We start from the raw sequence: 25,440 nt of genomic DNA, 5'->3' as shown, positions 1-25,440 counted from the left end.
CAGGTTTTCGTGACGCGCAGCCGGATGAAGCGGGGCATGGGGCCGTGGACCTCTTCTGGGGCTCTTTTCTTGCTTATCACGCGGCTGGTTGACCCATTTTGTGGATCTGGCCAGTCCGCTGCCACCGCCGGCGTTCCTCATGCTGTTGCTCCGGGCCTCTGCGTGCGCGAGCTCAGCCCGTTTTTGGGGCGCAAGCATGGGGGACGCCTCCGCCCGCAGCGTGGGCCTGGCCACCTTCTTCGGCTTCATCTCCAGCTCGTGCAGCTTCGCGGCCCTGTCCACCACGCGATCCCTCTTTGCCAAGGGGCCGGGCTGGTGCCCGCCCTGGCCTTCATGCTGTCCTCCACCAACCTGGTCGTGGAGCTCGGCATCATCATCGGGGTGTTTCTGTCCTGGCAGTTCGTGGTCGGCGAATATGCGGGCGGAATCCTCCTGGTCCTCATCATGTGGGCCGTGGTCCGGGTCACCCTTCCCAAGGGATTGGAGAACCGGGCGCGGGAACACGCCCGGGAACAGACCGGCGACGAGGACGAGGACGGGGAGCAGGACTGGCGAAGGCTCATCAGCTCCCGCGAGGGATGGCGCCGGGTGGCCCACCGCTATGTCATGGAGTGGAACATGGTCTGGAAGGACGTGACCATCGGTTTTACCGTGGCCGGAATCATCTCGGCCTTTGTCCCCAGGGCGTTCTTCCAGGCGCTGTTCATCAGCTCCGATGCCGCCGATCCCGCCTTCTGGCAGGTCCTGGCCCAGGCCGTGGTCGGCCCGGTGGCCGCCTTCTTCACGTTCATCGGCTCCATGGGCAACATCCCGCTGGCGGCGGTGCTCTTCAGCAACGGGGTCAGCTTCGCCGGTGTCATGGCCTTCATCTTCAGCGACCTGGTGGTCTTCCCCGTGCTGCGGATCCAGGCCCGATACTACGGCTGGAAGATGGCCCTCTATCTCCTCGGCGTGCTGCTGTTCATCCTCGTGACCACGGCGGTCATCCTGCACTACGGCTTCGCCGCCCTGGACCTGCTGCCCTCCGGGGAGACGGCCCACGCCCTGACGGACCAGACCTTCTTCGCGGTGGACTATACCCTGGCCCTCAACCTGCTGTTCATCGCCCTGACCGTGGCCTTCCTGGCGTGGAAGCAGCGGACAAGCCACGCCATGTCGCACGGCTCGGCCTCTCTCGGCGAGCGGCTCCTGTTCTGGCTGTCCATGACGGCCTACGCCTGGCTCGCCGCCGGGCTCGCGCTGCCCGCCGTGCTCTGACCCCTGCCTTCGTTGCGCCATGAAAAAGCCGCTCCCGGCTGACTCCCCCGATGGGGAGGCCGGAAGCGGCTGTTTTATTCAGCCTTGGTGATCGGGCCGTTGTGGGCGAGTAATAAAGTTGTTAACTAAAGCAACACATATCCCCTGTGTTTCGGTTGTATCTGAGCCAGAAATTTTAATAAAGTTTTTTAATTCGCGAAGAGACTCCAGTTCGGAAATTTGCTTTTTTGAGTAATAAAGTTTTTAATTAAAGAGGTTGGACGACCAGCTCCCATGAGAGGCTATGTTCGGGGCCAAATCTGCTTGGCCAGGTCATATAGGGCTGCGCCACGCTTTATAATATCTTTTTCGCTCCAGTCTTGAGTGGTATGAAGAAATCGACTCAAATTCAAAACAGTATGTTTTAATATTTCGTCTTTTTTCCTTTTGAAAGGGCCATTTGAAACGGCTGGATTTAATGAGCTTGTAAGAAATGTAAGATTACCAAAGCTATGCTTCAATACGTCTCGCAAATTTCTCGCTTTAAGAATTTCCTCAGCCGTTTTTCCTGTTTCATCAATAGGCCAGTGTTCCTCCCAACTACCAGGCAAGAAGTGCTCGACGGTTAATGAGTCATAGTTAAGATCATACGATTCAGTCTTTGGCAGCTGAAGAGCTTTGTCTAATTCTGCCAGCACCAATCGTAGCCTGGGCCGTGTAATATTCGTGAAAATTGAACTCGCAAGCCAAGAGGTACGAAATTCCTCATCGTCAGGCCAACGGCCTGTATCTTTTGTTTTCCCTTTGAAAAAAGTAGCAATTGTATCAGCATCGCAATTATTTTCATTTTTAAGAGTCGTTAATAATTCTAGGAACAAATTGTTATAGTTCTTTGTTGTAAGCCTGCACACCATACGGCGAATCAGAAAAGACTCAAGCACCTCCAGAATAGCTTTCAACTCCTTTTCACGTTCAGGCTTCCCGTCAAGAGAGCTATAAATCCAAAGTAGACATGGATATAAGGTAGAAGTGTCCAGTGTCCTTAGTTTGTGAAAGAAAAGCCCCTCCTGGGTTTTAAGGTCATGGGCTTCAAGAAATGCTTTGAAATGTTTTGAATATTTATTAAATGATTTTAGGAGGTCAATCGCACCTTGCTGTGATTGCTCTGCATATTTGCGGAATTCTTTAAATAGATTGCTAGCAGCAACTTCTTTAGATTGCGCCATTACTAAGTAGTGCTGGAGAAACAACTCAAGTGCAGGCCGATTCAATCGACCTTGTTTGAATTCCTTCCTCCACAATCCATTCTCAAAATCGAACGAACGCCAGTAGTTTTCATATACTGTTTCAGGGTCATGACCATTTTCATCTGCCAGTTTTTTAAATAGATAGTTTTTTACTAAATCGCTAGGTAGCAATGGTGTCCCACGAGCATTCATTGTCTCAAAAATCGTTTGAGCATCATCTTGTTGATCCATATCGATAACAACAATTCGGATTTTTTCAGCAAGGATACGATAAAGCCTTTCAAGCCAAGCGTACCCCTCTTCTCCCTTTTCAGCGACCCAGTCATCCATCATCCTGTAGAAATAGCGATATGCATCAGCAATTGTGCCCTGAATTCCAGATGATTGGAGTTGCAGGTGTGCAGGTGCCCCAGCAGTCATAACAGCTTCATAGGCCTTCCGATCAAGATTTGTTGGCCATAACTTGAACCTATGAAATGATCCTTCAAACTCACGGCTTGTGTTGAAGATCAGTTTTTCAACATCATCAACAATGAACTGCTCAGGAAAGCGTTTTTTGCAAACGTCATACAGCGTAACCAAAAGTACTTGGACAGTGGTGAGTCGCTGCTGACCATCAATTATTGCCCTCGCCCCAGGAGCACCTGTTTGAGACTCAAGTTGTTCCAGAACAACTGCGCCCATAAAATATGGCAACACGCTTTGTAGCTCAGAGGCAGGATCGCTGAGTTGGGCAAGGTCAGACCAAAGCAACTCCCACTGCTCCTTTTCACTCCAGACATAAGGACGCTGGAACAACGGGGCTCTGTATTGAACTGTATGACTAAAAATCAGACTTAAAGACAATGCGTTGGCTTCCATTAGTAATCCCTTAAGCTAGAACGTGCGCAAAATTCTGAGGCTATGACCGAGCCTTCGCAACCGTGGTCGAAGGAGTCCTTCTTCATTCTTAGTATGACCTGCTCCGACAATAACGATGCCGAATTTCTCCAGATCAAGTGAAAGGTGGGGCTTCAACTCCTCAACCCACATTTCATCTCGTGACAATAAGTCACTATTCAGCATGTAGTTGAAGCCGGACGATTGCGATATAAACGTTCTAGTTTTTCCTTGCATACCTAATCGATGAGAAGCCATGTTGATCTCTTTTTCAAGCTCTCCCGATGCTAAGGCAACAGCAGATTCAGGCGAAACAGAAGCTACAGCTCTCACTTTTTAGTGAACTCACTTAAATCCTAACAGTTTTCACTTTTTCCAGGGGAAGGCTCTTGAGGTTGTGAAAGAGTTTGGGTAATCCCCCCATTTCTAGGGGGCCTGAAAAGTAGAGCCTATGCTGCCTCGCCCAGCCTTGCCCTTGGGGGTACCCCCCAAGGGCAGAGTGCGGCCGTTCGTTGTTGTAGGTCCAAAGCCACCTTGTGGCAAATTCCTGGACCTCATCTATGGTTTCAAACAGGTACTGGCTGAGCCAGTCATATCTCACGGTTCGGTTGTACCGTTCAACGTACGCATTCTGCTGCGGCTTCCCGGGCTGGATGTACTCAAGCCGGATTCCCTTTCGCTTGGCCCAGCCCTGGAGTCGGTGGCTGACGTATTCAGGGCCGTTGTCGCAACGAATCACTTCCGGGGTACCACGCCACTCCATTATCTGCTCCAACGAGCGGATAACCCGCTCCGAGGGCAACGAAAAATCGGCCTCAATGGTCAGCCCTTCACGGTTGAAATCGTCAATCACGTTGAACAGGCGATAATTGCGGCCATTTCGTAACTGGTGGTGCATGAAATCCATGGACCAGACCTGGTTGATAGCTTCCGGTTGCGCAAGCGGCTCCGGCTTTTCGCGCACGATACGTCGCTTGGGCTTGATCCGCATGTTAAGCTCCAGCTCGCAATAAATCCGGTAAACGCGTTTATGATTCCAGCCAAAGCCTTTGACATTGCGTAGGTATAAAAAGCACAGCCCGAAACCCCAGTTACGCTGATTATGCGTCAAACGCAGTAGCCAATCGGCAACACGTTCATTCTCAGCCGAAAGCTTCGGCTCGTAGCGATAGCACGTCTGACTGATGCTGAACGCCTCACACGCCTGACGGATGTTCAGAGCGCTGTGCTGCACGGCTTTCTTGGCCATCTCGCGGCGGCGAGACGGCCTTACCAGTTTTTTGCTAGCGCCTCGGCAACGACTTCGGCCTTCATCTTTTCCTCGGCATACATGCGCTTGAGAAGTTGATTCTCTTTCTCCAGCTCCTTCATGCGAGCCATGAGCGAGGCGTCCATGCCGCCGTACTTGGAGCGCCATTTGTAAAACGTGGCGCTGCTCATGCCGTGCTCGCGGCAAAGCTGAGCCACGGGAATGCCACTCTCGGCCTGCTTCAAAATGTTTAAAATCTGCGCGTCGCTGTAACGTGATTTCTTCATGTAGAATCTCCTTCGATCTGGTTAATGGAAAATTCTACTTTCCAGAACAACTAGTTTTCGGGGGGATTACCTTTGTAGTTCTTCATTGATCTCGTTTACTTCCTTATTAAATTCACATTAAAATCACCGACTTTAATTCTGGTAATACAGGAGGTTATTTCAGATCGCTTATTGAATGCAAATGCTCCCACACATATGACAACGGCAGGCCATGCCACCGAGTCTATGATGCTTGCTGTCCATTAAAAAAATCATACCTTCCATTTCTCCCAACATGCTTAGGCTGTTGTGCATTTAAGCTTGTTCACGGCTATTCTTTTTAATAACTAGTGATTTGAAAATAAATTGTAGAAAATTGTTTAACTTTCGTGCGAACACAAGAATATCACTCGAAGTGGTTAATGAATCTGAATCGTGAACATATCTGTTCAGGTCAAGCCGCTCATAGTAATCGACCAGATCCTTTTTGCTTCTTTTCAGCTTCTTCCCGTACTCTTTCAGCAGGTCTTCATCTAGTCGGGGATCTCCTTTTCCAATTAGCGTGAATATGTAATTGATTTTATGGAGGGGCGTAATTTCTTTTTCGGGTTCCTCCTCAAGAACGTCTTCAAGAAAATGCCTTATCGTAATTTCCATTAATGACCTGAGAGCAATGCCACACACGACTGGAGAGTTGGTGTATCCAATTGAGATTTGATGAACAACGTCATTGAGCTTGTAGTAATCTTCTATCTCTTCATAATCGGGGAAAAGTCTGCCCATTGCCTTGGCATCATTTTCATATAGAGGGAAAACTTCCACGTCGAGGATTTTGCATATTTCAGGATGGCCTTCTGATTGATAAATGTACTTAATGGGATAGATGTCCGGTTTGTTTGTTTTTTTAAGTGAGTATTTATCAATCTTAGCACTGTCACTTTCGATAATGATGTCACTCAGAACTAAGTTTTTACATGAGTTCTTGGCTATGAAATCAAATAGGTTTTGGGTAGTACCTTCTCTGACCCTTGCGGTGGTATTTTTGAGTTCAAAGCTTGGAGCAGGGTCTTCGCCTTTAATACTAAAGATTTCTGTCGTTATCCCATTGGAAATTTTTAGTTCATATTCACCAACAGATTTGACATAGATAAGACCTTTCTCTTGATCTATTTCGATGTTCTCATCGGGCTCAAAAAGCAATTGTTGACTTGGCAAGTCTGTTCGAACCAAATCTCTAATGTCGATTGGTTTGCCGACAATTGTTTTGCGATTTTTTTGTATCGGAATGAACGAGAGGCCACGCCCTTCGGTGTCTTTCAAGGTGATGTCTATGGAACTAAATATCCCTGACACAAAGTTGCACATGATGTCGTAGAATTTTTTATGTGAATAGTTGCCAGTAAAATCGTTGCGCTCTTTAGATATTTTTAAAGATGATTGTTCTTCATTAAAATTATTAAACAGCACATATCCATAGGTGTTTTTGAACTTGTAATTTGTTGCTTTTACATTTTGTGAAATTTCAGAATGCTGTGTCCAGTCGTTGGCTTGTCCTAGATAATTGTATAGACCATAATTGTTGACATAAATCCTTATGCCAAAAGGATAAGTCATTTCTGCTGTTTTTCGTTCTTTCCACACATAGTAAACCCCTTCAAAATCATCTACAGGTGTCTCAGGATCGTAGCCGTTGAACTTCTCTTTGAGTTTTCTGAAAACAATATTGTGACGAGATAAAAAATTACGAACAGAATCTATGTCGCTTAAGTCAATTGTTTCATTGTCAAAATTGCATACGTTGTACAAATTATCTTCATAAGATAATGTTAGCCTATTGTTGCTATATTTAAATGTAGCTTTTGCAACGAAGTATGCTTCACGTTTTGCTCGTGTTTTAGGTCTATTATACTTTTGATATATATCATCTAGCTTATGGCGTTGCATTTTTTTTATTTCTACACCATTAACATATAGCTTTATAGTCGGTAGGGTTTTGCTATTCGCATAATACGTAATTGAGGACAAAAAAAGCTTGTTGATTTCATCCTCATGCGTCAGCATTTTCATGCTATCGTCACTAACACCCCTCATTGTCAGAGTCGTCCCTAAAGATGGAGTGTCGTGCTCTCGGTAAACAATCCTCTTTGTCCCTTTTTCCCAGCTTAAAAAGTACGTCTTATCATCTTCTCGCGAATGCGTTATTATTTCTAAATGTTGGCAAAGATTGAAAGCTGTAAGGAGGCCAAGTCCTTTGCTTCCTGCATATGGTTCCCCGATCTTTGACAAAACATTTCCTTGCGTCATTTTCTTTGATTCACCAACTGAAGCCAGATTGCGGATGTCCTGTGCGCTTAATCCAACTCCGTTATCTTTGACGACAACAACGTTTTCATGCTCGTTTACGTCGATGACAATCGTATCTCTTTTAATATAACAAGCATCAGAGGAATTTTTGATCAATTCAGAGAGGGTTACTGTTGATGAGTATGCAGTAGCTAGAACTTCTTCAAACTGGCCGTCTGAAATTTCAACGCTAAGCTCTTTGTTGTTCATAGAGTTGTCTCGCTTAGTTTACATCGTACCAATTAGTTAAGAATGGCTGTTGTTTTCACTATTGATTAGTAGGGTGCCCAAAGTCTCGATCAAGAGCAGCCCGGCCTAGACATGCAGCAAAGGACATAAGTAATGCGTATGCATGTTTCCTGTTTAATCTGGCAATTCGTTTGCAATTAAAGGTAAGAGACATATTTTCACCAAGAGCAAAGTTAGCTTTGAATAAATCGCCTTGTAGAAGGAGTGGCCCAATTTTTTTAAATATTTCAGATTTAATATTCTTCCTGTTGCCATTGTCTGCATCGTTTGGCCAGAGCACGCTGTACTTGTTGACTTCTTTCTTCAAATTATTGGAAACGATGCTGTAACGTTTCTCAAGGGAGGGAATCATTCCCTCGGGGGCCATTGAGCCAATATCTATTGAAGCTTCTCCAGTCTTTGTGAAGGAACAAAGATCAAGAATGGTAGATCGGACATATTGCGGATACTTTAATTTTACAGCGTAATTATCGTCAGGTGAAGTCGTGAAGTATTGAAGGGGGGCTGAATATTGATCTAATTCACCATTGGCCTTAGCTATCTTTACAAGGGGGAATCTGTCTTGTTCTGGAGACCTGACTCCACTTGAACGAATCGCTAAATCACACGGTTGCGCAAGAAGGATGTATTGGCGCACTGCGCCTCCTCCCGCTGTAACTTCGAAAATATCCCCAAGCTCAATGGGGAGATGTAGCCTGTTAATGTACCCCCCTTGCTCAAAGATCTCTCGTCGTTGTATTTCCCAAGCATTCGAAAGAGGGAGAAGATCGCTATCTTCGGGGAGGTGGCTTACTTTTCGAAGAGTATTGGCCATCTCGACAAGCTCAGGATCCTCATAGGCGAGTTTTCTCGCTTCCGATCTGTGAAAAAGAGAATGGAGCCTAAACAACATATCAGGTTCCCACATCCCTTCTTGCTGAGGTACTTTGAAGATAATGTGGTCGAAATCCACAACAGAAATCTTGTTTATCTCATCAGCTGCTGTGCTTGTTGCTGCTTCCAATATTTCTTTAACCTTGGCTTTCATTGAAGTGAAAAATGGTGATATGGTCAATAACTTTAGCATGTTGGTGAAGCCAAGGGGGTTCGGGTCAAGCCAACGCTTTGCAATTACGATGAATTTGTCTTTGTTAAGACCATATTTTGTAGCAAACTCCTCCCAAGCTTGTTGTTGACCTTCCTCGGTTACAGTGTGTGTTAACAGGCCACAAACTACTTTACTGCTGTATTCGCCAGAAAGCATGCTGGAAATATACGCAATTCCTTCATCGTACCGTGCTCCAGCATTGGCAAGATCTTGGTCAAACAACAGAAGTACCTTTCCTCGGATACCGCTTCCCAACAAAGTATCTGCTTGCCTATCCCATTCTGAAGGAGAAAGGGTAGTCAGAATGTCTTCAGAAAAAAGCTCATGAAGGGTGCTCAAGTACATGGAGTCATTTGGTTCTTGCCCATTAATTTCATGAGCAGCCTGAACGACAGCTTTGCCAAGCGATTCCGCCTTCTCAACATCAAGCCCCTCATAATACTGACGAAACCGCATTGCTCTAATTTGAGAATCTTCCGACACATTTTCAAAATCTGGCGCTATGTCTGATAAAACACGCAGAGGAATTACCCTTTGCGCCGCGACAACATCATCAACGACTGGTCCACTTGAGTAGTAATCATCAATTGAAATCACTTTTGAGATATTAGAGACTGAAAGCAATTCCGGAATTGCAGCCTTCGCCTTATCTAGAATATTCCCATCAACCATTCAGAGCTCCTCGAAAATCTATCTTGAATTTGTATAAGCGTGAGTATGAATTCCTATCAGACAAGATCGATATATCGCAGTCTTCGGAGTTAAGGAGTTGCCTGTTAATGAAAAGGCCAAGCCCTCGGCCTTGTCCCTGTTTTTTGGTTGATATAAAGGGCTCAAAAATTGATTGCTCAACGGATGGATCGATCCCTTTACCGTTATCCCATACATATAAAAATGGATAAGATATTTCGAAGTTGATTTTGCCCTGTGTGATAATTTCTTTATCAATACAGTCTCTGAGCCAGTGCTCACTGTTCAAAACCATATTATCTAATATTTGGGATAGTTTTCCCTTATTTATTTTCAACTCAAAATCTTCGTGGAGAGTAAGTGCTATCCTAATCTTATTCTTTTTTAGGCGTTCTTCGTAGAACAGACACAGTTCGCCTAAGTGTTTGTAAATGCTCAAATTGTCTCGTTTTTCTCTCACGTACCTTAAGGAGGGAGACAAGAAAGAAATTTGTTTTCTAAGCGATGAGACAACGCTGTTAACATGTTCAACAAAGGCTAACACATAGACATCTTGCAGATTATATTTCTGTAGCTTTGCCTGAACGGCTTTTGACCTTCCCGCGAGTTGATCCGCGATATTGAAGACTTCGTGAGAGAGCGCTTCTGCGGTTAGCCCTAATGCAACAGCTTCGTACATGTGTTCAAGCTGAGTCTTAATTGCTTCGGAGCGATTGTGTAAAACCTTACTTACTTTGTGTAGGTCTTCAACGTTACTAAGGAATTCTGAAGTTGTTTCCAACTTGCTTTTTGCCTCTGTAATCAGGCCCTTTAAGGATGAAGCAGCTTTCTCTACCTGGTTTCTTTGTTCGCGGCCAAAATTCGTTGCATTTGAGAGTGTTTTGACAATTTCATTTGCCTCTTTGACGCTACGTCCCAAATCAGTTTTTAGCTTCTCCAGGTTAGTCTTGTGGGTTTTTGCCGCCTCAAGGCCTTTGCTGATTGTCTTAGAAATATCAACAATAGTGTCGTTTGGAGAAATATCAGCTTCTCTCTCATCTAGAGTTTTGAGGTAATCGGGAAATGCGCGGCCAAAGAAGTTATGAGCACGGTCTGTAAAAGCAATGAAGTCAGAGAGGACAGCATGAAAGTTCCTAAAGTATGGCGTGTCTTTAAAGCCTTCTCGATCTGTTGTTTCTTCAAGTACCATGTTGTCTTTGGCTGAGATCGCAATGTAGCCTAAAGTGTTTGATGGTTTCAGGGAATAATATGATTGTGCTGACGTGCTGTGAGATCCTAAGCGTAGCCAATCATGATCCAGTCGAATCCTGAAGCCATCTCTAAAAACTAAAATACCGCTAAGTGATTTGATACTTCCGCGATAGTCTTGGAGTTTTGAGTAAAGGGTTTGTTTATTGTAGGCTTCGGTTCCTAAATCAAATGAGTCTATCGAGCCATAAAATGGGCCCGGGTTGGCTATTTTTTTTGTTTGTGACGAAATTTTTTCAAGATCGTCGATGTCCAAAAAAGGTTTCGAGTATGAAAATTCTACGAACCAATTGCCTGAATTCGATCTCTTTACCCCAAGCTCTTTCGCACTTTTCTGCTTGGTTATATATTCCCAAAACGGTTCTACTGAACCTTCTTCTATGATTTTTTTAAATTTTGTTTGAAGCCCCTTATCGGTGCCAGATTTAAAAAAGTCTAGCTTGACTTTACCTGCAACAGATAGGCTGTCTTCGGTAAATGAATATGAATACCTGACTTGTGAAAGATTTAGCAATTTATGTGATATTTCAACGAGTTCTAGTGTCTTCCCGTCGATTTCAATCCAAACATCAAATTCTCTGGCTTCTTTATAGGGAGAAATCATGCTTGAAAGTGTTTGTTCAAGCTTTTTTATAGAGTTGGCACCTCTCCAGCTATCAATATCTTGTAGTTCAGAGATTACTATTTTGGTCCCTTTCGTTGGCGCATATGAAGTCGAATTCAAAGGAATTAAAACATCTTCAAAGGAGGAAGCTGTTTCAAAAACCTTCCAATTAAAAGCGAAGTGATAAGGCGTGTCATTTTTATGTTGTGTTAAAATATCTACATAATTTCCGAGTCGTTGCACTCCTAATCTTCCGAGCCCCTTATCCCCAAGAGGGGTGCGCCCACAGCTGGTAATTATATTATTTTCTTTAATATTCTTCTTTGTTCTATTGGATAGAGTCAGCCAGCCATTGCTGATATCATCTCTGTTCATCCCATCGCCATCATCCTCAATAACGATAACTCCCCCTTTTGATGGCGATGTTGTGCCCGGGACTTTTAGCTCCCCACTGGTATCAATGGTTATTTTGGCGTAGCTTGCACATGCATCATAGCTGTTTTTGACAAGCTCAATAAGGGCTTGAGTGGTGTCTGTGATAAGACTCTCACCCAGTTGGTAGATCACTGAGGGGTGGACGTTAAAGTGAATGCTGGCCTTGGGGCTACTCATGCTAGGCCGCCTTTCTCATTACAAGAACTCTTTCGGTAGACATAGTGTCGGCGACGTTATTCCTTAATGCCATCCGTTTGCTTGGTATTTCCCTCGTGATTGATGAAATGAGTGTTGTGTGGTGATGGGCCAATAGCTCTGAAAGAATTAGGTCTAAGGGGATAATCTCTCCCCCCACCTTACGGTTGCCTAATGTCCAAATCATTACTCCTCCCTCTCGGAGGCCACCAAGAACTGAAGGTAGACAGGCATTTAAGTCTCTAAAAAAAGCCACAACTCGGTTTGTGCGGTCTCTTGGGAAGGGCTTTAGCTTATCTAAGCATTCACTCAAACTTAATGAAAGGTCGCACAACATCTCGGAATCCTGGGCGAGTATCCTTTTGTTCCCTCCTAGGCTGCGAGAGTCTATTTCTTGCGTGGTATTAAGAATACGCTCGTCTATTGAAGCATCAATATCTGTTAGGTCGATCCACTGAAGTGGTAAATATGAGTATTGCCCATACGGAACGGTGGTGGTGTTGTCCCCATATGGGGGGGACGTTACAATTACGTCCGACAAGTGTTCTTTCACTGTATTGCTTCGTGTGTCAGCAAGATTGACATCTACAATTTGAGAGTAACGTCCATTAGAAAGGTGTCCCTTATGATCTAAGAGCTGCTTGTGCGAGTTTAAATGTTCAAGATTTCTAGAGAGAGTTTTTTTGAAAAGCCCAATAGGATCTACGATTCTCTCATTGACTTGGTTTTGAGGACGAATATGGAGTTTGAACGTAGAGGTCCTTGAGTTGCTGGTAAGTCGAACAACTTCAGCCAATGCAATCCAAAAGAAGCGTCTCGCCCACTTACTTTTTTGTTTAAGAATGGCCCTGCGGATTCTGGAAAGGGCTATCTGGACATCTTTTCTAAACCACTTGTCGATTCCACGAAAATCAATTGAGACATTGGTCTTTGAATCGGCATCAATCCTTTGAGTAAGGGCCTCTGATTTATTGTTCAGGGATTTGATAAAAAAAGGCCCAGATTTAACCCGGCAGAGTAGTATAGCAAGTGGATTAATGTCGTTACCTTGAAAGTTGAACCCCGCATTCATTGTTTCAGTTAAAATTGTTCCAGAACCAGCAAACGGATCTCCAACCCACTCAATGTCCGGATGGATTTCATTCACCTTGTTTAAGACAGTTTTCACCATTTGTGGGACCATCATAGCTGGGTATTGAAAAAAAGCATGCCCGTGCTCTCTTCTTGAGTTCCCCCTAAAAGACCAATAATCAGGGTCAGCAGTGGTCAAAAGGTTGAATCGTTCTCGCAAAGCGCTGTCGTGTTGAGCAGTGTAGGTGATCACGGTTATGCCCTTTTTAATATTTAAAATTTTTCTACTTTAAACCAATCTGTTTATCAATACCAGCAGTCAGATTTCTGCCTCAAAAATGCATGATGGTTACTTGGACTACAAGCCAATCCGAACCCCTAACACCTCAAGGACTTGTAGAAAAAATGCTGCTGAAAAGCTGCCTCTACTGAGCTTGTTTGCAACACTTGCTCGTGTTTCGGTTATTCCGATTTCTGCTAATAGTTCGACCAACTCACCATGTGAGACGTCTTTCCGTTTCAGTTGAGCGCTTAATATGGATTTGGCTTCAGTACGCCAGCATTTTATGGTATTTTTTTTCATGATACAAAAGTATCATATATGATATTTTTCCATCAAACAAGATATAAAAATGGGTCTAGACTAGAACAGAGGTTTCTTCCGGAGTATCATCAGGAGGACTTCGTACATAGAGGTGGTTCCGGTTGTCCGGACAGCTCGCGGCAAAATTATGGTGGAGTTAGGGATTCACCACGGCAATATCATCTAACAGGCTGTTGAAAAACGGCGATCTGCGTCGTTGCTTCAGAAAGTTCAAACTCTCGCGTACAGGAAGTACTCTTCGACCTTGAATTTTTTTCGCGCCTAGCATCTCACCATTTTTGAACAGCCTGTCTTTTTAATTTTTTCAACGGCCTGCTAAGTAAATGTATCATTGGCCCAAAGCCTTCCATCAACTATACCAAGCAGAATTTTCTGGGGTCGAGAAACTTGACAACAGGTCATGACACCAGCGAGTCTGAAACCGGGATACTTTATGAAAATAATTATTGTCGGCGATCTCCATGGCGACTTTCAGGCGCTCAATAATCTCGTTGAATCTGAGTGCCCGGATATTATTTTCCAGGTCGGCGACTTCGGTTTTCTACCAGGGAAGTATGGCTGGCCTCCAGATGATCCTCCATTGAGAAATGGCGAAACGAGAATCTATTGGTGTGACGGCAACCACGAAGATCACCAGGCGCTATCTCAGTTCATCGAATCCAACAATTACGAGGTTGCTCCCAATTGTTTCTACCAACCACGAGGGGCAGTGCTTACCCTACCTGACAGTAGGAATGTCCTATTTTTCGGAGGTGCTGCATCGGGGGACACGGGGGATGGTATGGAAGGGCAGGACCGGTATCATTCAGAAGTCCCCCAGTTGGCTGATTTGGACAACATCCCTTCCGACAGGTCAATCGACATTGTGGTCAGCCATACGGCCCCAATGGCATTCAAGATACGGCAAGATCCACCGCTGGGCTACGCCAAGCTTCCTTGGTTGGCAAAGCACCATGAAGAGACAAGAGTCCTTTTAGATGAGATACTCCATCGCCACCATCCTCAGCAGTGGTATTTCGGACACTTCCACATTCACCAAACCGGCTATAATGAAGGCTGCCGCTGGACAGCCCTGGCAATGCCTTTTGATGGCGGCGAAACATGGTGGACAGAACTCGGCGATGGCTGAGTCCCCGCTAAACGCCTTCGTAGTTTCGGCCATTTTGAAGCCGCACTTTTCTGAGCATTCCAACTTTTTCGTTACAAAAAAGTTGGAATGAGCTTTTATCAGGTAGATCAGGATAAAAACGGGGTATAGGCTTACCCTGCAAGATGTCGCATCCAACCATAAATACGATCTGCCCAGCCTGTAATCGAATGAGGGGGAAGCACGCTTTTGTTGCCTGAGGGGGCCTGCGGGTGATGAACTCCCTTGTGACGGCCCTCGCCGCACAAATCCTTTAGCAGTTTCGTGGGCCACCGTAGGGAGGACCTGACGAGTTCAACTTTCACGCTCTCGATGTCCTTTCCCCATGCAGCCTCATCCCTTACGACGAGGACTTGCGTAGACAGAGACTGCTCGGCGTCTGACGTATCTACTTCGAGCAGGTGAATAGTCTTTGGTCCAACCCTCATGGCCACATCTGCGATAGCCCTGGGAGTACCGTCGGTCGAAAGAAGGTGCTTTTGGCTTTTGCCGACTTTGCGCAATTCAGTAATCTCGGTATGGAGGAGTTTGCACCCATGGTGTTCGATCAAGACATCGACCAACTCCCGAAAGCAATTGAACTTGCTTTCGAAAAACTTACCGTAATCCGTCTCGTCTTCCAGTGTATTCCAATCACCACCGGGGAGGCCTCGACCCGCGTAGCCGTCATTCGTGCTCACAGATTTTAGCCCGGTTTCGCTTTCCTTTTTTGCTTCACTGGTACCTTGTTTTTGTTTTTCGGTGGCTACCTTGGTCACATGAAATGGATGCTTGAATGTGATGGACACCTTTTCTGCGTCTAGATGGACAGGCTTAATGTTTGGATTCGACTCAAGATCATCATGGACAGTTAGTGTTTCCGACTTGCCCCCCGCAGGTAGAGAAACGTGCCCGGCTCCCGGCATGGATCTTTTGAACTTCGGATGCCACATGCCGAGGCTTTTATGTGGCTCGTTCGGTAGATCATGGAGTCGAAAAATTTCGTAGACGATACAAGCGTTGTGTTCACGGGAGTATTGTCCGCGTATGCCCACTTTGACCCCTCTGAGAGGCGGGGGATCAAATTGAAAATTCCAAACACGATGTCTCTGGTTATCAAATCCGTTCGTTCGTTGGTAACGAGTGATGCTTTCGTAGGATTTCAGCATATCAGCGTTGAGCAGGAGCCATGACAGATAGTTGCGGGTCACAGGGTCGTTGAGGTGGGCCAATTGGAACTCTGACGAATCCGATACTCGAATGAGAACGTTGTCTTCATGGTCGATGACCACTGAGAATTCACTTCTCAAACATTCGGATTCGATGGCTGTCTTTGAAAGGTAGATCCCATGGAAAAAAAGGGCACGGGCGAGTTCGAACTGGGGAAGATAAAAGGTGATACCGTCGACTGTGGAAAAAATAAAACAGAGTTGGTTCGGGTCTTCCCAATCTTCATGCCGGCGGACAGGACATGCCCCGATGGTCCCAATTTCCCAATCTGCCGTATCAGTTATTTGAAATCCATGCTGCTCCCACAGGTCGCCCCTTTTGTTGACTGGATTGATGACGCGGCCCCGCACAATGAGAGTTGCATTGAAAACACTGATCGACTTGCCGGACTGTCCCGATGAGAGAATAAGGCGGACCTTCCACAACTTGCCATTTACCGGCCTGAAATATGGGCCAATACCCAATATTTTTTCATCATCGTCAATGCCGTAGTAGTTAAAGTCGTTCATGACGGCCACCCTTGGTCGCGCAGGAATTGTCTGGTCCGTCTTTTCATTTTTTGCGGACTCAGGCCGGATAGTCGAAGAAGCTTCCAATATGGGAGTTTGACTGCTGATTGGGCTTGAAGGGTGATCTCAATCCTCCTTATCTGATAGCTGGCGATGTCTTCACTCTCGTTTTCAAGAAAGGCGGCAGAGAGAGGAAGCTTCTCGATCTTTCGCGAAAGGTTGCGGCAGCCAGCTTGAGTGAGGTACCAGGTTGCACTCCGCCTAGGCGAATCCTGTATGCCAATGTGAGCTAGCTGGATAGCCTCTAGTTTTTCGAGAAGCAGCTTGTCTCGCTCATACCAGTTTACCCGTCTGTTCTCCGATCGTGTTGTCTTCTTATGCTTTTGATTTATTTCTTTTAGCCAGCTTCGATCGTTTCTGTAAAGCCAAGTATAGAGATAGCCCCATCCAGACAGCCGGGCCATTCGAGTCCCCATGGTCTTTACAAGCTTAAGCCACTCACGGCGCTTGGTTTGGAAAACATGTGAAGGCGTAGTTGGGGCAAAAAAAGGTGCTGTGGTTTTTGGAGCGTGTTGCTTTCGGACCTGGGAGATCACTTCTTCAAACGACCAGTTTGGTCCAAGCAGCGCTTCAAGTATCACAATGTGCTGGAGGTAGCTGAATGCCTTTCGATGTTTTCTCATGGAGAGCCTTAGCCAATTGGTTTGGCTGTCGGAAATAGGAATCCCGAGTTCGTGGAGCTTTTGGGGAGACCAGCTGGCAAGGACTTTCTCTTTGAGATTGTCGAAGATGACTTTACTTTTTCGAGTCAGAATAGCGTCGTAGGCGAGGTGTTTGTAAAAGAGGCTCCACTGTTCAAGGCTCGGAGATGGTGCCGGCGGAAGGGCGAGAAGGCTATTAACTCCGTTTTCGATGCGCTTGTCGTAGGGAGGAGAGTTTGATCGTGGCGGCAGGCAGGCAATGGTCGGTGCGAGAGCGATGAAGGAATGGCGGTGGGAATTGCGGATCTCGAATCGCACGCTGCTTAGCCCTTCGTGCGCGAGGCAGTACGCGCAACCTGGAGCGTGCCATTGGCGAACCCAGAAGTGTTCTCCATGCCTCGCGATTTGTTCATCCATGCATTCCGGGCAAATGCGGAAATGCTGTTTTTGCCGAACCAAGGATGCCGTGACACCTAGCGCCAGGTGCACAGCCCCTTTTGTCCTACGTGTCATTTGGTCGAGGCATTTGAGCCTTCTCGCTTCTGGGACAAATGGAGCATATAGCGGAAACAGGGTATGCTTGTATGTAAGCGTTTCAGCCGTCAATCCAAGCGATTTAGGGTATTGTTCGGAGATGGCCTGGAGATGCGTCGGAAGGTCAACCGTTGCCACGATGTTTCTGTCCCCGAAGACTTCATCGAGTAGAATCTTGGGACTGGTTATCCCGAAATGAACGCCTGCCCGCGCCACAGTGCTGTACAATAGTTCGTCAGGGTATGGCACGGGAAAGTTGAGCATGGCTTATCCTGACTTGCGCAACCAGTCCTCCACTTCAAAGATCATGGAGTTTTGCTTAAGCTGTTCATACATTTCGTCAGGACCACTCTGGGAAAACAGGAAACGTAGGTCTTCGGAATTGAGCGTATGCCATTTTTTTAGTGGCACAGATTTGGCCTTTTGGGAGCTTCTGGGCTTACTGGGAGACTCGTACCATTCCAAGGCTATTGCGATCATCTGGGACGTCGATAGGTCGGGGTGCATGTCCAGGACTCGCTCGACGAGTGGTGTGATTCTATCCTCATCGCACTCCATGCCGACAAGCAGGTTGTACAAACGTTGCGCCTGGGAATTCCCTTCCCAAAAAGACACCTGGGTAGTTCGCGCAGGAGGTCTGATGGAGGCGGTTAGTTCAAGCAGCTTCTCATCAATGTTAGGGACAATAAGGTCCGAATACTCAGCAATTCGTTCAGGGTCGCCGGAACGCAAAGCAGACAACATGGGGTGTACAGGCTGCAATTCGTCATCGTACACCTGCTGCATAAGTCCTGGAGTGATACGTTCTATTCCTGTCGAGATCGCTCGAAGTTGGGATAACACAAAAAGCTTCACGACAATGTCCAACACGCCCTGAGACAAATTAAACCAGTGGGCACGGAGGTCTTCGTTGAGAGTTTCATCGCGCTTTTGGAGCCATTGATATTTCCACAACTTATTGGTGAACGCTTGCCATTCCTTCTGCGCTCTGGGGTTTGAATCAGGATCTTTCATCGGTTCCCATATCAATGCGCCAAGGCCAGCTCCACGCCTTGCTGAACGTAAGTCTTTCTCAAATATGGGCCTAGCTTTGGGAGTGCCGACGAAGATGACCGGCAGGCCTATAGTGTTCACCAAAGTAACAAAAAAGTTGAGCATCTTCTCCACGCCACCTGACCGCCGCCGATCCAGATGTTGTATCTCATCGATGATGAGCACCCCGATGGCGTGAAGATTGGCGACCTGGCTCATCATGGCGAGGAGCTTCTCGATGCCATGCCGCTTGCCGGTATATTTCGTCTCGTAATCTGTATGAAGAACCCGGTCGATTGCCCTGAAGAACTGAATACATAGGTTCTTTAGAGTGCCATCGTGAGGGCAATCAATCTTGAGGTAAGTTATCTGAGTAAAATTGTACTCTTTATGGTAGATGACTTGCGGGTAAGTCGCAAAAATTCGAGCAACCGTCGTGGTTTTACCACTGCCAGAGCACCCGATTAAGGACAGGCTGGAAGCAGTTGATTTGGCATGCTCAAATTTAAATGCCTCCAGTGTCCCTGTCATCACTCGCTCGTAGCCATTCTGCATGTGCATGTTCAGAGAGCCATCTGCCAGATTCCTCCCGACATACCCTTGCCTCATCATAATCGATACTTTTTCTTCGAGCTGGATATGGGCCGTAAGGGGTTGGAAGAAATTATCCAAGAGAGACGAGATGACATGCGCTCTTTCGCGTCCCTCGGCAAAGACCGCCTTGGGATCAAATTGTACCTCTCCCAGTAGATTGCAGATGACCTTTTCGGTGTTCATCAAGGGCGGCAAGGCCTCGATCAAAGGATTGTCCTTGTACTGAGGAATGCAGCTCGGCTCGTATACCGCTGTCACCATATTCTTCGGGAGAGGCATCTACTTATCCTTGTTGCCAAAAATTTCATCCGTCAGGTCCGGATAGGAGTAATCTTCCACCTCAGTGCCCTTGAACGGGATGGTCTTTGCCTTTACTGGTTTAGCCTTCTGATCATTTCTTTGACTTCGCTGCTGCCGTTCATCTCTTTTTTCGTTATCCCTATTGGTCCGTATCCCCCGGATACGTTCAGCATTGCTCACACCGTTTGTCTTGGGCGCACGCTGGTTGGCTTTGTTTATGGTGTCTTGAACAAAACGCTCGTGTTTCCTTCTTGCCTCCTCCTCTCGCAGCTTTCCTTTTGCAATTGTCTTCTTCTGTGTATCTTTAATTTGCCACACATCCCAGAATGAAGCCCCAGCAAATTCGCGGGACCGTTGTGTCAATCTACACAGCCAATGCTCGTTACTGTCTTGGCTCGGAAACAAATAAATGGCGTCAGCGGAAGCAGGGTCGTATGCAGCTTGTAATTTCTGCGGCCTCCGGACTTCCTTTGACCTATGTAGCCATCCTTGCTCCAGAATCTCTTTAGATGTGTAGTAGACTCCGAATACGGATATCCCGAGTTCGGAAACTGTTGCTTTGGTACGTGGCAACAAGCTGATTCTTATGGCCTCTTCGGAGGCTGCCCGGAGCCGTCCTGTTCTATGCTGAATCCCCCAGTTCCAAAGGGAGAGTGGGGTCATTTCTAGGTCCGGCGGCATATCCGGTTCTCGATCGTATTTATCCAATATATGGTAGCTGTTGTGCATCCGAATTGAGGATAGAATGATTCCTTTAAAATCGCGTACGGAAAGACTGGACTCAAGGCGGTAATCCCGTCCTCCGTGCTTTTTAATAATTGTTTTGCCAACAACTCCTGGGGCGAAAGGCTTGAAGTCTGCTTGGAGAGTTCGAAAATGACGCTCAACAATGCCTTTGGCATCCCCTCTAAAGGGTGGAGTGTTCTCAATCCTGACTGAGAAATTGCTTTCCAACGATTCAATTTGATGTCCGAGTAATTCTCCTCTGTCAGCAAGTATTGCGTCAGGTAACCCAATAGTGGGCCATTCTTCGTTTGAAATTTTGATTCCATACTCTGCGCAAAGGTCCGATTTGTCCGTCATTGCCATCGCTAAGGCTTGTATGGCGGCAACGTAGGAGGCATTTTCGAATCCGATATAGAAGCCGGCGACCATCCTGCTGAACACGTCTTTAACCAAATAGACAACAGGTCGCCCAACAATGTTGGCTCTCTCACTGTCTGAGACGAGGTATACGTCGGCAATTGTGGCGTCTATTTCATACCTGGATCCAGGGCCCAGGACATTCGTATTTGCCGTGGAATCCAGCGGCCTGACATCCTTGTTGTATTTAATGCGGCCAGTTCTTTTCTTCAGACTTTCCGGCTGAGCGTATTCACGTTTGTAAAAATGCAACATTTGCCATTTACTGGGGATTTCTGCTTCGAGAACGTCTGGGTAATAGGCTTTGTACCGATCTTTAAATCTTCGGTGGAGATAGGAGAAACTGATCTCAGTGTCTTTCAACCAGTGTCCGTCGATAGTGATTCGGAAAAGGCGCTCAACCTCATCATCAACAACCGCCCCCACGCCGGGTGTGTGTTTGCGAGGTCTGCCAAGCTTTTTGGTCGTCGCTTTACGTTTTTTCCCTTTCCCGCCTGAATTTTTGTAATTTGGCAGTAATGCGTTCGGAGTTTGCCCTTGTTGCCAGTATCGTCGAATGAGCGTGTACAATGTTGGCATTGAGATTTGTTGGTTCGCCAACACTTCTTTGATTCGACCTGCTCGCACATTCGGTTCATAGAAAAGTGGGTCAGTAACTATAGGCTGAATAAGAGCATGATTCCTATCACGCCGCGTCTGTGTTGGGCTGCCTAGCTCAGGGGTTACCAATGCAAGATCGGCAAATGGGTCCTTAGCCCGTTTCAGCGCTTCATCATCAAGGCCTTTGACGAGTTCGCGAATAAGGACGAGGGATGGGAAGGCTTTGGAATCGTCGATTTTGATCCAGACAACCTCCTCACTCAGTACGGATAGCACCCTGAATAACTGACCGTTGTATTCAAGGACCTCATTTACTCTGAACATGGAGGACCTCCTGCAGGATGCTCGTATCAGTTAATGCCAAATCTGCCGGGGTTAGCTTGTGAATCTCATAGTGGATGTCGAACGTGAAAAAACGCAGAGCGATCAGTTGGCGAATTTCCCGCAGGGATTCTCCGTTGGGCATCTTGTAATTGGCGTCCAACGATTTTGCTAAATTTATGATTGAGACGTCGGGGTTCTTTTCGAACTGGTGAGAATAAAAGCTGAGCCTATGACCTAAGGTCTCATCAGGGATCGAATCTCGCTGCGCGGAGTAGAGCCAGTCTATATTCTGAATCGCAACAGGCGAGATCTCCCTTTGGGTTACCAAGAACCAGGGGACCTCTTTTTGCTCCCAATATCGCCGTTCAAGCTCAAGCTTTTCAATTACACGCGGTATTGTCAGGTCGTTTGAGTACTTTACCTGCAAGGCAAATTTTGGAAGGCCGGGGCGGGATGTATTTACCAGGAAGTCAGACGTCAGGTACTGAGGAACACCTTTGACGGACGGATGGGCGATGCCATGCTTTTCTGCCAGGTCCAGGGTCAGTTCACGCTGAAGAGAGAACTGTTCTCTGATTTCGACGACATCCCACTGCCATTCCAAAATCAGAAATACCGCTAGTTCGAGATCGGAGAAGAAGTGATGTGTGCGCTGGGCCTTGTGCCCAAAGACACGGTGTGAGCGTCCCCGAGAAGGGACGTCCCTGACTGTCAGCCATGGTTTGTAATCAGAACCTCGGCCAGCCCCGCGCCCTTCTTTAATCCACCGCTGAAACGTGGTTTCCGAGGGCGAATAGTCTTTTCTCGCCATAGATAAAGCCGCTCCTGGTTGTTTCCATTTTCAGGAATACCAGAAGCGGCTTTGCTTAACAACTTTATTACTTGCTAAAAAACTTTATTACTCACTTAAAGACTTTATTACTCGCCCACAGCCGTCCTACCCCTGGGGCCTGGAGATGCCGACCGTGACGGTCTTGGCCTGGTGGCGGATGGTGTCGATGGGCCGGGTCATCTCTTCGATGGCCTTGTTCAGGATGGTCAGGATGTCGGCGAGGCGCGCCTCGGAAACGCAGATGGCCTCGGACTGGTTGACCAGCCAGAGCATGTAGTTGGCGAGCGAGGCCGCCACCCGCGCGGGCAGGGCGGAGTCCGTGGCCCCGGAGGCGATGCGCTCCACGCACTTGTTCAGGGCCACCAGCAGGGTGCCCCGGTCGAACTTGGCCGCGTCCTCGATCATCTCGCCCAGCAGCACGCGGGCCGCGCGGAACGGCTCGGCGTGGCCGTCGATGGCCTTGGCCGCGCACACGCCCCACCAGTGGCCGGCCACGGTCTCCAGCACGAAGTCCAGGCCGCCCCCGGCGCGGGGAACCTTGATGGTGGCCTCGGCCACCCGGTCGAAGCGGTCCTCGTCCTCGGCGCAGAACACGATGGGCGAGCCGTTGTGGGCCTTGAAGATGGTCGTCTCCTTGACCGTGTCCGTGACCACCATCTCGGGCAGGTCCGAGGCCATAACCAGGGTCAGCGGTTCGGTGGACAGGTCGATGTGCTTCTTGTCCTCGGTCACGTCGCAGGGGATGGACTTGTAGCACAGCTCGGACAGCTTGATGCGCACTTCCTGGGCCGCCACGCAGTTGGCCCCGTTGCCCACCAGCGCCCAGTAGCGGTGCACCGGCGCGTACTTCTTCGCCACCTCGCCGATGGCGTCCTTGTTCTCCAGGACCTTGTCGATCTTGTCCGGCAGCCCTTCGAGCGCCTCGATCTCCGTGCGGATGGTCTGCCCGTCCATGGTGGACAGGATGTCGGCCAGCCACAGGGAGAGCAGCTTGCCCGCCGCGATCTGGGAGTAGAACGCCTTGGTGGAGGCCACGGCCATCTCCACGTCGCGGCCGTTGCTGGTGTAGATGTGCGAGTCGGACTTCTGGACCAGGGGCGAGTTGCGCCGGTTGACGATGCAGTTGACCCACGCGCCCCGGTCGCGGCAGAGGTCCACCACGCGGTTGGTGTCCGTGGTGGTGCCGCTTTGGGAGACCGGGATCAGGAACACGTCGTCCATGGCCTCGTCGCCCATGAATCCGATCAGCTCGGAGCCGGTGTAGGACTCGATGGCCAGGCCGCCCGTGGAGCACAGGGGGGCCAGGGTGCGCCGGAGCAGCCGGGCCACGGCCATGGCGGCCACGGCGGCGGTGCCCTGGCCCACGCAGATGATGCGCTTCAGCGGGCGGGACGCGTCCCTGACGCGCTCCACCAGGGCCGGGCCGCGCCCGAATCCCTCGGGCAGGAACTCCACCGCGCCCTTTTTCTTGAGATATTTGCCGTGCAGGGTGTTGCGCACGGAGTCGGAGGCCTCGTGGATCTCCTTCTCGATGTAGTGCGTGTACTCGCCCCGGAAGATGTCGCGGGAGAAAATCTCGATCTTCTCCTCGGCCAGGGTCACGGGCTCGCCGTTGTCCAGGTAGCGGGCCACCGGCACCGCGCCGTCCGGGTCCGTGTCCTTGAGGACCACGGACACGCCGCCGAGCTTGTGCACGGCCACGGGATAGGAGGAGCGGGCGCGGGCGGCCATGCCGTAGGCCTCGGAGGCCACCAGCCAGCCGTCGTTGATGCGGCCGATGTAGAAGGACTGCCCGGACCCCTTCTGGGCCAGGAACTGGGAATCGAAGTCGCTCAGGTTCTGCATGACCACGGCCAGGGAACCCTCGCACCGCTTGAGCACGCTGCGGAACCGCTCCTCGGCGCTGCCGGTGTCCTCCACGCCCAGGTGGAAGAGCACGGGCAGGATCTTGGCGTCCGTGGAGATGACGGAGGGAATGTGCGCGCCCTTGGAGATGACCGATTCCTCCACCAGGGTGCGGTAGTTGTCCACGTCGCCGTTCAAGACGAACATGGTCTTTTCCAGCCCGGTGGACATGTCGCCCTCCACCAGCCCGTCCACGGGGTGGCAGTTGGGCACGGAGATGATGCCGTTGCTCGCCCAGCGGGTGTGGGCGATGATGTTCAGGGTGGTCAGCCCCTCGGCCATGGACCAGAGCAGCTCGTCGTTGGTGATGAATTCGCGCAGGGCGGCACCGTTGTCGCCCAGCTGGCCCACCAGCTGCGCCACCTTGTAGAGAAAGCGGCAGGCGGTGCGGCCGTCGGGCAGCTTGCGGACCAGCACCTGGCGGGTGTCGGCGTTGCCGATGGAGCAGCGGTCGCACAGCTGCGACTTCTGGTCCGCGCTCAATCCCAGCTCGGGATCGCGCCCCTGGGGCAGGACAAAGGCCACGGCCACGCCGGCGGAATCGCGGCCCCGGACCTCCAGCTTGTCGATGGACTGGAGGACCATCTCCGTGCCCCAGGCCAGGAAGTGGCGGTCGCGGGACGCGGTGTCCCCGGCCAGGGACGGGGGCATCAGCCGGAGGGTGCGGTCCGCGTTGACCAGCACCTCCTGCTCAATCTGCCACAGGTAGTCGTCCAGGGACTCGCGCAGCCCCTCCAGCTCGTCGGTGCGCGGCCCCTGTTCCAGCTTGACCGCTGCGGCGTTGCCCAGGGAGCGGATGGTGTCGCGCAGGGATTCCAGCGTCTGGCGGGTGGCGGGGTCGGCCACCAGCTGCATGTGCAGGCCGAAGGACATGAGGTCGTGGAAGCGGGCGGCCAGGTCGGCCAGGGGGGCGGCGGCCCGGAGCAGGTCCGGGGTGTCGCGGATATCGGCGAAGGCCGTTTCAAGGGCGAAGAGCCAGGTGCTGTCCGGCGTCTCCAACCATTTTTTATTGCTTAAGAAACTTGCAATACCACACATGGCGGTCACGTACTCCTGATGGATGGTTTCCTCTGTGAGACTCAAGGCCGGAGCAATGCTGCGTTGCGCGGCGCGCGTGCGCATGCGGCCCTTGAGTTACTTCACATGCCGGACCTTGGCAAGAGCGGCCCGGAAGAGGAAGGGGGGTGCCGGAAATTCCGATGGCCGG

14 protein-coding genes and 1 pseudogene are annotated in these 25,440 nt (G+C 49.0%); 2 read left to right on the top strand and 13 right to left on the bottom strand.

From position 1 onward, the window contains the following. The first annotated feature begins 36 nt into the window (after nt 1–36). A complete protein-coding gene (locus AWY79_RS17060) occupies nt 37–1,257 on the top strand; it encodes a permease (RefSeq protein ID WP_257721342.1) in 1,221 nt (406 codons plus the stop codon). Between the two features lie 281 nt (nt 1,258–1,538). Here AWY79_RS17060 and AWY79_RS18485 read toward each other — a convergent pair whose 3' ends face one another. The 7 genes and pseudogenes from AWY79_RS18485 to AWY79_RS18470 all read right to left on the bottom strand — a co-directional run bounded on the left by AWY79_RS18485 (nt 1,539) and on the right by AWY79_RS18470 (nt 13,382). After that, entirely contained in the window at nt 1,539–3,344 is a 1,806-nt protein-coding gene (locus AWY79_RS18485) for a DUF262 domain-containing protein (protein ID WP_078063845.1), read from the bottom strand. A 499-nt stretch (nt 3,345–3,843) separates the two neighbouring features. Next, nucleotides 3,844–4,898: pseudogene (locus AWY79_RS17055) on the bottom strand (IS3 family transposase); the annotation flags it as partial. Between the two features lie 294 nt (nt 4,899–5,192). Then, complete coding sequence (locus AWY79_RS18480; protein ID WP_078063844.1) at nt 5,193–7,430, bottom strand: ATP-binding protein; 2,238 nt, start codon at nt 7,428–7,430, stop codon at nt 5,193–5,195. Between the two features lie 58 nt (nt 7,431–7,488). Further along, complete coding sequence (locus AWY79_RS18900; RefSeq protein WP_133987175.1) at nt 7,489–9,228, bottom strand: hypothetical protein; 1,740 nt, start codon at nt 9,226–9,228, stop codon at nt 7,489–7,491. Beyond that, nucleotides 9,221–11,710, bottom strand: a complete 2,490-nt coding sequence (locus AWY79_RS18475; RefSeq protein WP_078063843.1) for an ATP-binding protein — start codon at nt 11,708–11,710, stop codon at nt 9,221–9,223. Before AWY79_RS18475 ends, AWY79_RS18900 begins: the two co-directional genes overlap by 8 nt. 1 nt (nt 11,711) lies before the next feature. Beyond that, nucleotides 11,712–13,052 (bottom strand): TRM11 family methyltransferase, encoded by a 1,341-nt coding sequence (locus tag AWY79_RS18895; RefSeq protein ID WP_133987173.1) that lies wholly within the window; start codon nt 13,050–13,052, stop codon nt 11,712–11,714. Between the two features lie 105 nt (nt 13,053–13,157). Then, entirely contained in the window at nt 13,158–13,382 is a 225-nt protein-coding gene (locus tag AWY79_RS18470; RefSeq protein ID WP_078063842.1) for a DUF6471 domain-containing protein, read from the bottom strand. 454 nt (nt 13,383–13,836) lie between these two features. On the opposite strand from AWY79_RS18470, the gene AWY79_RS17030 reads away from it, so the two are divergent. Beyond that, nucleotides 13,837–14,532 (top strand): metallophosphoesterase family protein, encoded by a 696-nt coding sequence (locus AWY79_RS17030; RefSeq protein ID WP_066806528.1) that lies wholly within the window; start codon nt 13,837–13,839, stop codon nt 14,530–14,532. A 131-nt stretch (nt 14,533–14,663) separates the two neighbouring features. On the opposite strand, the gene AWY79_RS17025 is transcribed toward AWY79_RS17030, so the two are convergent. From AWY79_RS17025 to AWY79_RS17000, 6 genes are all read right to left on the bottom strand, one after another. Further along, entirely contained in the window at nt 14,664–16,268 is a 1,605-nt protein-coding gene (locus AWY79_RS17025; RefSeq protein ID WP_066807346.1) for a Tn7-like element transposition protein TnsE, read from the bottom strand. Next, a complete protein-coding gene (locus AWY79_RS17020; RefSeq protein ID WP_066806526.1) occupies nt 16,265–17,767 on the bottom strand; it encodes a TnsD family Tn7-like transposition protein in 1,503 nt (500 codons plus the stop codon). Before AWY79_RS17020 ends, AWY79_RS17025 begins: the two co-directional genes overlap by 4 nt. A gap of 3 nt (nt 17,768–17,770) precedes the next feature. Next, nucleotides 17,771–19,408 (bottom strand): AAA family ATPase, encoded by a 1,638-nt coding sequence (locus tag AWY79_RS17015; protein WP_066806525.1) that lies wholly within the window; start codon nt 19,406–19,408, stop codon nt 17,771–17,773. Beyond that, nucleotides 19,409–21,496 (bottom strand): Mu transposase C-terminal domain-containing protein, encoded by a 2,088-nt coding sequence (locus AWY79_RS17010; RefSeq protein ID WP_066806523.1) that lies wholly within the window; start codon nt 21,494–21,496, stop codon nt 19,409–19,411. Next, nucleotides 21,480–22,307, bottom strand: a complete 828-nt coding sequence (locus AWY79_RS17005; protein ID WP_066806521.1) for a heteromeric transposase endonuclease subunit TnsA — start codon at nt 22,305–22,307, stop codon at nt 21,480–21,482. Before AWY79_RS17005 ends, AWY79_RS17010 begins: the two co-directional genes overlap by 17 nt. 126 nt (nt 22,308–22,433) lie before the next feature. Beyond that, nucleotides 22,434–25,232, bottom strand: coding sequence for an SIS domain-containing protein (locus AWY79_RS17000; RefSeq protein WP_233490949.1), 2,799 nt, complete (start codon nt 25,230–25,232; stop codon nt 22,434–22,436). Between the last annotated feature and the right edge of the window lie 208 nt (nt 25,233–25,440).

This window comes from Pseudodesulfovibrio indicus (genome assembly GCF_001563225.1).
Classification (GTDB): Bacteria; Desulfobacterota; Desulfovibrionia; order Desulfovibrionales; family Desulfovibrionaceae; genus Pseudodesulfovibrio; species Pseudodesulfovibrio indicus.
Note: the sequence above shows the minus strand (reverse complement) of the source record. Positions and strands in the feature narration are given on the sequence as shown.

Bases quoted from the DNA above. Each gene is read 5' to 3' on its own strand.
- AWY79_RS17060 (WP_257721342.1), top strand. From the start codon at position 37: ATGGGGCCGTGGACCTCTTCTGGGGCTCTTTTCTTGCTTATCACGCGG.
- AWY79_RS18485 (WP_078063845.1), bottom strand. From the start codon at position 3,344: ATGGAAGCCAACGCATTGTCTTTAAGTCTGATTTTTAGTCATACAGTT.
- AWY79_RS18480 (WP_078063844.1), bottom strand. From the start codon at position 7,430: ATGAACAACAAAGAGCTTAGCGTTGAAATTTCAGACGGCCAGTTTGAA.
- AWY79_RS18900 (WP_133987175.1), bottom strand. From the start codon at position 9,228: ATGGTTGATGGGAATATTCTAGATAAGGCGAAGGCTGCAATTCCGGAA.
- AWY79_RS18475 (WP_078063843.1), bottom strand. From the start codon at position 11,710: ATGAGTAGCCCCAAGGCCAGCATTCACTTTAACGTCCACCCCTCAGTG.
- AWY79_RS18470 (WP_078063842.1), bottom strand. From the start codon at position 13,382: ATGAAAAAAAATACCATAAAATGCTGGCGTACTGAAGCCAAATCCATA.
- AWY79_RS17030 (WP_066806528.1), top strand. From the start codon at position 13,837: ATGAAAATAATTATTGTCGGCGATCTCCATGGCGACTTTCAGGCGCTC.
- AWY79_RS17025 (WP_066807346.1), bottom strand. From the start codon at position 16,268: ATGAACGACTTTAACTACTACGGCATTGACGATGATGAAAAAATATTG.
- AWY79_RS17020 (WP_066806526.1), bottom strand. From the start codon at position 17,767: ATGCTCAACTTTCCCGTGCCATACCCTGACGAACTATTGTACAGCACT.
- AWY79_RS17015 (WP_066806525.1), bottom strand. From the start codon at position 19,408: ATGCCTCTCCCGAAGAATATGGTGACAGCGGTATACGAGCCGAGCTGC.
- AWY79_RS17010 (WP_066806523.1), bottom strand. From the start codon at position 21,496: ATGTTCAGAGTAAATGAGGTCCTTGAATACAACGGTCAGTTATTCAGG.
- AWY79_RS17005 (WP_066806521.1), bottom strand. From the start codon at position 22,307: ATGGCGAGAAAAGACTATTCGCCCTCGGAAACCACGTTTCAGCGGTGG.